The sequence below is a fragment of the Mesorhizobium abyssinicae genome (genome assembly GCF_049887195.1).
Lineage (GTDB): Bacteria > Pseudomonadota > Alphaproteobacteria > Rhizobiales > Rhizobiaceae > Mesorhizobium > Mesorhizobium abyssinicae.
In genome coordinates this window covers 1-6,883 of sequence record NZ_JARAKC010000052.1, presented here as the reverse complement: position 1 = coordinate 6,883, position 6,883 = coordinate 1, and the positions used below count along the sequence as shown (strand labels likewise).

Below are 6,883 nucleotides of genomic sequence, written 5' to 3'. Positions count from 1 at the left end.
GCGAAACCTGCCGCTTGAACTCGACGCTGTGGGTTCGGTGCTTTGCCATGGGCCTTCATCCTCTGAAAGCCCGGCTGCCCGGTCAATTACCGAAAACCATCCTGTCCGGCACCAGGGGCCCACTCCACAAGGCGGTTCAAGCGGCTTGGCAGTGCAGGCTCAACCAATCTCGGGCCTGATCATTAGCGACACCTCCCGCCGGATCACGGGCGATGCGGAACCGGACGCGCACCCCTTATATGGCCGCTGCACCAGGCCTCCACTGTTGTGAAAGCGTGGGCGCCAGCGCGACCGCAAGCTCAACTCCTTGCACGTGCACTAGATGGAGTGCATGGAGAAGGGCAAGGCATACTTGTCTTACGAGTTCGGGGCGAAGGTGTACGTGTCGTTGGCGCCGCCCCTGAAATGGTCGAGGGCGGCCAGTTCGCCCCTTCATACAAAAGCGCGGCCCGAAAATCCGTATGACGGACACACACGCAAGACCGTGATTACCGACATGGAGCGAACCATGGCAATGAAATCAGGCCGCATTGCCGAGGGCTAGCAGCCATGGCCAGACAGGATCAGGGGACAGATGCGGTGTCGCTCCGCAATCGGGCTGCTTATGCCTACATCGGGCCGAACACAGGACGGGCCGCAACTATTTCGCCGGGCAGCTGTCAAGCGCTATCATGGCGGCTGACGGCGACAACTTCTCGCCAGTCTCAAAAAAAGAGTTTAGGGCGCTTTTGTGGCTTGCTATTGTCGCCATCCAAAGTCGGTCATCCGAGATCAAAGCCTGATCCCCTATCATTGTTCACGGTCGACAGATTAGTATCGACCGCCTCGTATTCGCTCGCAAGAGCACCTGCTCTAGTGATCGTAGGACAGGAATCTAGTCGTGATAAGGACCACCAATTCGTGGCCATCTGGCACCTCTTCGTGGCAAATGGTCAGATTGCGAAATTAACTGAAAGATGAACCGGAAGCCCATGCCAAAGATTATTGATGTTGAGCAGACGCGACTTCGCATCGCCAAGGCAGCATGTAAGGCGATAGCGGGGAAAGGCATTTCCGCAGTCACGATGATCGATATCGCCAATGCCGCTGGCGTAACGACGGGAATGATTACTCATTACTTCGAAAGTAAGGCGGATATTATTGCAGCTGCCCTGCGCGTCCCACTTCTAAACATGGAACGGAAGATGGCTCATCGGCTGGCAAGAGGTGAAACGGATCTTGCCATCCTGCTTGACGTCGCTATTCCAGCATCGAGGTCCCATTTTGAGGATAGCCTGATCTGGGTGAATTTCTGGGGGGTAATCGCAGCCGATCCTGAATTTCGTAAGCTCAACGCTACGCTGCATCGTGAAGGTGTAAGCATTTTCGCCCGGGTCATCCGCTCAGGGTGGCCAGAAAGTGCGGAGTGGCCGAAGGAGATCTTCGGGAGCGCCCTGCGTTCGATTGTCACATTCATCTTCGGTCTGAGCGCTGGCGGCGTTACAAATCGAGGTGTCTGGACGAGTGCTGTTCAGCGCTCACAGTTGAAACTACATCTGGGCTTGGTTCGCTGTTGGGCGCGACAGCAGGCTCTTCAGGTTAGCGCTGATTCGCATGGCCTCGTGACTGCCAACGGGTGCATCACTAGGGACCCGCACAATCGAGAGATCGCAGGCCAGGAGAGCGAAGGAGCGAGTAATCGTAAGGAGCGTAGGCCCCCACCTTCCTGATCCAGGCCTGATCATTGACGTTCATCCTCGATGGAGGGGTGCATGTGGATTGAGCGCCGCATTGAGGGCATGAACTCAGGCCTTTGATGAGAGCTGAGTCACTCGATGTTCGCCCGTTTCACGGCTATTGCCAACGCATATTGGCCGACCCAAAGGAACGGTTCGGCGGCCACTTGGTGAAAGGGCCAGACGGCAGCATGCACAAGATGTCACGATAACTGGCCGCGGTTGCGGAAGTCGCGTTGCGCTCATTGGTCAAGCGCTGGCGAAGGTGGCACTCCAAGAGCGTAGCCGGTGGCGCAGTTCGATGTGATGCTCGCGGCCCTTCTCGCCGAGATACTGGCAAAGGCGGTTATGCGAGGCCCTCCTGGCGACCTGGGCGAAGCATGCGATGAGCATTTGAACGTCCGGTAGGCCTCGGGCGACCGCAGGCGTGCGCCAAAAGCTTTTGCGAGATGATAGGGTTCGCGGTGGAAGGCGTGCCGCACAACGCAAAATCGCTTCGTCGGCCATATGAAGGATATCGCTTCGGCCGTCTCCCACGCGATTCCGAATCAATTTAGCGAGAGGACGTTTCCACATTGGTCGATACACAGGTCGCAGATCTCGATCCCGGTTGCCGAACCCAACTGGCGGGCCATCTCGACGGGACTGGGCCAAAGCAGCCCAAATCGCCGGATAACATTTAGTCCCGCGAGGCATAACTTTTTGTCCGGTTGTCTTGTCGATCTCGCGCCGCTAACATTTATGAAAGATTAAGAGTGAATAACCTCCCGCTGGGCTGCGGCCAAGCCCAGAAAAGAGGAATGTCAATGAAGTATCCGACAATGATACTACAAATTGGTGCGTGGAGAGAAGCCGTCGCCAATCTCATAAATTAGCTAATTTGCTTCGAAGGCTGCGTGTATGCGCTGGCGATGCTGTTCACTGGGAGGATCTCGCATGACCACGGAATTTGAACGTCTGAGACTTAGTTTTGACGCCGGCCAAATGTCGCGGCGTGATTTCCTCGGTCGCGCTTCGGCGCTTGGCCTCGGTGCCGCCGCCGCCTCGCTCCTCCCCAAATCTGCCATAGCAGCTGAGCCGATCAAGGGCGGTCATCTCAAGATTGGCGCTGGCAATGGAGCAAGCACCGATACGCTTGATCCGGCGTATACCGCCAACGATACAACCTCGTTAGCGCTACGGCACTACGGTGAAACTCTTCTCAATGTAACACCCTCAAGCGACCTTGAGCCAAGGCTGGCGGAAGAATTTGCGTCCAGGGATGGTATCAATTGGGAATTCAAAATTCGCAAGGGCGTCGAGTTTCATAACGGCAAGTCTGTGACGGCCGAAGACGTTGTCAAGACCATCGAGCGACACTCGGATGAAAAGTCTAAGTCGGGCGCGGGGGGGCTTTTAACCGACATCGACCGCTTGTCCATTGACGGGGACACCTTCAGGGTTGCACTCAAGTCACCGAATGCAGATTTCCCTTACTACATGGCTGATTTTCATCTCGTGATACAGCCCAACGGAGGCAATGACAACCCTGCCTCGGGCATTGCTTCCGGCCCCTACATGCTGGAGTCCAATCAGCCTGGGATACGCTACGCCTTCAAGAAATTTCCGAACTACTGGGACTCTAATATCGGCCATGTCGCCGAAAGCGAGGTTCTTATCATCAATGATCCAACGGCCCGAAACGGTGCTTTGCAATCCGGCCAGGTACACTTGGTAAACCGCGTTGACCCTAAGGTCGCTGATCGACTCAAGGGGATGCCAGACATTTCAATCAAGAACGTTTCGGGCCGCAGCCATTACGTCTTTATCATGCATGTCGATACCCCGCCCTTCGACAATGAGGACCTTCGCATGGCCCTCAAGCTCGCGATCGACCGGGATGAGATCGTCGATAAAATACTTCGGGGCTATGGCAGCGCCGGCAATGACATGCCGATAAACTCGACCTATCCGCTCTTTGATGCTTCAATTCCGCAGCGTCGGTATGATCCAGAACAAGCGGCAGCGTTGTACAAGAAGTCAGGTCATGACGGTACGCCGATTGTTTTACGAACCGCTGACGGCGCTTTTCCCGGAGCGGTTGAAGCCGCGCAGCTTTTTCAACAGAGCGCTGCGAAGGCAGGGATCCCGATAGAGATCAAGCGCGAGCCGAACGACGGTTACGATTCCGAGGTTTGGAACAAGCAGCCGTTTTGCGCTGCTTACTGGGCGGGGCGACCGACGCAGGATCAAATATATTCGACCGTTTATCTCTCGACTGCAGCTTGGAATGACACGCGATTTAAGAACGCCGACTTCGACAGACTTCTGAAAGAAGCACGTTCTGAGCTCGATCTTGCCAAGCGCAAACAGATGTACAGTGATTTGGGTCGTATTTTGCGCGACAAGGGAGGTACCATTGTACCTGTCTTCAACGATTGGATTGATGCAGTCTCCGCCAAGGTTGGCGGGTTCGTTCCCGACCCAAATTGGAGCTTGATGAATAATATGGCTGGGTTGAAGTGCTGGCTAAAGGCGTGAGTCCGACGGGTAGTTCATGTCTTTTATCCTAAAACTGGTGGCCCAGCGCATCGCGCTGGGCAGCCTCGCGACGCCGGTTGCGCTCGCCAATCTGCAGGAATTTCTGGGCTCAGCGACCCGGCAGATGCTGGCTTCTGCACGGCGTTGACGAACGGCTAGACGCTTCGATCTCAACCGCTATGCCGGTCGCAGGACTCGGCACTTGGCTATCGTTTCGCCGAGAGGTCTTGCGGAGATCTGCAGCGAGGACCGCTTTGGCGACCATAATGCGCGTATCAGTAATAGATGCACAATATTGGCAGGAAAGATGACAACATCCGACAGACAGATTGCACAATGGGTCGAAGAGACGCCGTTCGTAGACACACACGAGCACCTGATTGAGGAAAGCCAGCGCGTCTCTGGTCGGACTGATCAGTGGCTGCCTTGCGACGACTGGACCTATCTGCTTAGTGCCTATGTTGCCGAGGACCTGCTGACGGCGGGGATGCCAGCTGCGGATCTGCAAAGTTTTTTCAGGCCGGATCTTTCGAGCGAAGCGAAATACCAGCTGATATCGCCTCACTGGGACAGAATTCGCCACACTGGTTATGCTCAGGCGGTGCGCCATACACTCCGCGGCCTATACAATGAGGATGACCTGACTGCTGAGAGCGTACCACGCATCGCCGAAAAATATCGTGCGACCGTGCGACCGGGCTTCTACGCAGGTGTCCTGGGTCTTGCAAACATCGAGAGTTGCCAGGTTAATTCATTGCAGCGAATCTGCATGGATACTGAGCAGCCGGCGATACTCGCGCAGGATCTCAGCATCCTCGAGTTTTGCCGGTGCAGCCCCAATGACCTTGCCAGTGTGGAGTTCGAGACGGGTAAACGCCCGACGACACTTGAGGAATGGCTCAATATCATTGACTTCTATTTCGCAACGCACGGTCCGAGAGCCGTGGCGGTGAAATGCCAGATCGCCTATTCGCGGGCCCTTGACTTCGTACCGGTCGCCCAGGCGCATGCGTCGCGACTGTTTCTGCACCATTGCGGTAAGGTGCGGCATGCCCTAGGTCCCGATGACCTCAAGGCGCTGCAAGATTATCTGTTTCGTTATTGTGTCAGTAAGGCTGGTGAGTTCGGCCTGCCAGTCAAACTGCACACCGGCTATCTGGCTGGTTGCGGCTCGATGCAGCTCGCCCGGGTTCGCAACAACGCCGCTGATCTCTGTCAATTGCTGCAAGACTTCCCCGAGACTCGGTTCGTCCTCATGCACATCGGCTATCCGTACGAACAGGAATTTATTGCGCTGGCCAAACATTATCCCAACGTCACGATCGACATGTGCTGGGCATGGATTATCAATCCAGCGGTGGGCTTCCGCTTCCTGAAGGATTTTCTTTTGGCGGTTCCGGCCAACAAGATCTTCACCTTCGGCGGCGACTATTTAGCGGTTGAGCCCGTTTACGGCCATGCTTGTATTGCTCGCCGTGGGATCGCGGAGGCACTCTCGCAACTGGTAGCCGAACGCTGGATTGCAAGGGAGGAAACCCCCGATCTCATCCAGAAAATCATGCGCGGGAACGCACTTCGCTTCTTCCCGAACATGCCACGGGCTTCGGCAAGTTGATCGAGTCACCAAAAGCCGACGGTTTGGCGTGATAGGGAAAATTCCCACTTTCTGGAACCGTTATGCGGGGCAGATCGGACTCTAAATGACTGAGCCCACAAGCCAGGATCTGATGTTGAGGGAACGAAGACTTGCGCTGTTCGACACGGCGCGGGTGATCAAGCGGAGCAAGGTCTTTTATCACATACGTGAGGTTCTCTGATTTTGTTGCCCTCCCAAATTGTACCCCCTTTGACCAAGCCATCAAGAGGCCCCATGACGGTGCCCTAGATCAGCCGGCAGGCCAATCTATTCGCGAGCAAGGAGAGGTTACGCGACGGGTGCCTTGTAGCTATTGGAGAAGGCTGGGAAATACAACGAGTTATCCGCCGGGTATGCAGAAGCGTCATCACCCGATAAAATTTAGTGACACAGTACATGACTTTTTATCCAGTTGTCTTGTGGCTGCCTCGACGTTAGCGTGTCTAATGACAGTCCCGGAATGCCTTCGAGCATTGCTTTTGACCTTTAGGCAACTGTCATGTTTCGCGCTGGCAAGCGAAAATGGCATATAATAACTGGATAATAAAAGAAAGAACTTGGCGGCCTTTGGTCGCGGTTGGCTTCGCGCTATCCCGTATGGAGAATTGTCAGCGCCGGAAATAGCCCCCAATTCGAAGGACTATATTGGCTGGATGTGTTGTGTTTGCCTTTTTTGGCAACCATCTGGATTGTCGCCTCATGAAGGTTTCAGGGAGTACCGGACATGACTAAAGAACGGGAACGGCCAAAGTCTGATTTTGATGGCCGCGTGTCGCGAGGCGTCATAGCCCCGGTCTTCAACGATTGGGTTGATGCAGTTTCCTACCATATTGGCCGATACGCTCCCCACCCAGACCGAAGCCCAATGAATAGGATGGCTGGTTTGAAGTGCTGGCTCGAAGCCTGAGTTCGGCCTTGCGGAGATGTCCTCACCCATCGTGAAACTGGTGGCCCAGCGCGTTGCGCTGGGCATCCTCCTCTTGTTGGCCGTTTCGGTCCTGATCTTCGCCGG

General features: G+C 55.3%; 7 protein-coding genes. 5 read left to right on the top strand and 2 right to left on the bottom strand.

The genetic code is table 11. The features are described 5' to 3' along the window. Positions 1-331 precede the first annotated feature (331 nt). The gene (locus tag PU724_RS33170; protein ID WP_354425826.1) at positions 332-544 is read left to right on the top strand and encodes a hypothetical protein; all 213 of its coding nucleotides are present in this window, start codon (positions 332-334) and stop codon (positions 542-544) included. Positions 545-971: 427 nt separating this feature from the next. Beyond that, complete coding sequence (locus PU724_RS33165) at positions 972-1,709, top strand: TetR family transcriptional regulator (RefSeq protein ID WP_354425824.1); 738 nt, start codon at positions 972-974, stop codon at positions 1,707-1,709. Between the two features lie 255 nt (positions 1,710-1,964). Here PU724_RS33165 and PU724_RS33160 read toward each other — a convergent pair whose 3' ends face one another. Continuing rightward, positions 1,965-2,108: a hypothetical protein gene (locus tag PU724_RS33160; protein ID WP_354425822.1), complete on the bottom strand. Its 144-nt coding sequence runs from the start codon at positions 2,106-2,108 to the stop codon at positions 1,965-1,967. A gap of 543 nt (positions 2,109-2,651) precedes the next feature. Here PU724_RS33160 and PU724_RS33155 point away from each other — a divergent pair. The 3 genes from PU724_RS33155 (at position 2,652) to PU724_RS33145 (ending at position 5,850) form a co-directional block, all read left to right on the top strand. Next, positions 2,652-4,235, top strand: coding sequence for an ABC transporter substrate-binding protein (locus tag PU724_RS33155; RefSeq protein ID WP_354425820.1), 1,584 nt, complete (start codon positions 2,652-2,654; stop codon positions 4,233-4,235). A gap of 16 nt (positions 4,236-4,251) precedes the next feature. Continuing rightward, positions 4,252-4,383 carry a hypothetical protein gene (locus PU724_RS33150; protein WP_354425818.1) on the top strand — a complete coding sequence of 44 codons (132 nt, stop codon included), beginning with the start codon at positions 4,252-4,254 and terminating at the stop codon, positions 4,381-4,383. A 159-nt stretch (positions 4,384-4,542) separates the two neighbouring features. Next, the gene (locus PU724_RS33145) at positions 4,543-5,850 is read left to right on the top strand and encodes an amidohydrolase family protein (RefSeq protein WP_354425817.1); all 1,308 of its coding nucleotides are present in this window, start codon (positions 4,543-4,545) and stop codon (positions 5,848-5,850) included. 718 nt (positions 5,851-6,568) lie between these two features. Here the strand turns inward: PU724_RS33145 and PU724_RS33140 are convergent. Beyond that, positions 6,569-6,883 (bottom strand): hypothetical protein (locus PU724_RS33140; RefSeq protein WP_426213800.1); only part of this gene is annotated, 315 nt, incomplete at its 5' end.

Bases quoted from the DNA above. Each gene is read 5' to 3' on its own strand.
- PU724_RS33165 (WP_354425824.1), top strand. From the start codon at position 972: ATGCCAAAGATTATTGATGTTGAGCAGACGCGACTTCGCATCGCCAAG.
- PU724_RS33155 (WP_354425820.1), top strand. From the start codon at position 2,652: ATGACCACGGAATTTGAACGTCTGAGACTTAGTTTTGACGCCGGCCAA.
- PU724_RS33145 (WP_354425817.1), top strand. From the start codon at position 4,543: ATGACAACATCCGACAGACAGATTGCACAATGGGTCGAAGAGACGCCG.
- PU724_RS33150 (WP_354425818.1), top strand. From the start codon at position 4,252: ATGTCTTTTATCCTAAAACTGGTGGCCCAGCGCATCGCGCTGGGCAGC.
- PU724_RS33170 (WP_354425826.1), top strand. From the start codon at position 332: ATGGAGAAGGGCAAGGCATACTTGTCTTACGAGTTCGGGGCGAAGGTG.
- PU724_RS33160 (WP_354425822.1), bottom strand. From the start codon at position 2,108: ATGCTCATCGCATGCTTCGCCCAGGTCGCCAGGAGGGCCTCGCATAAC.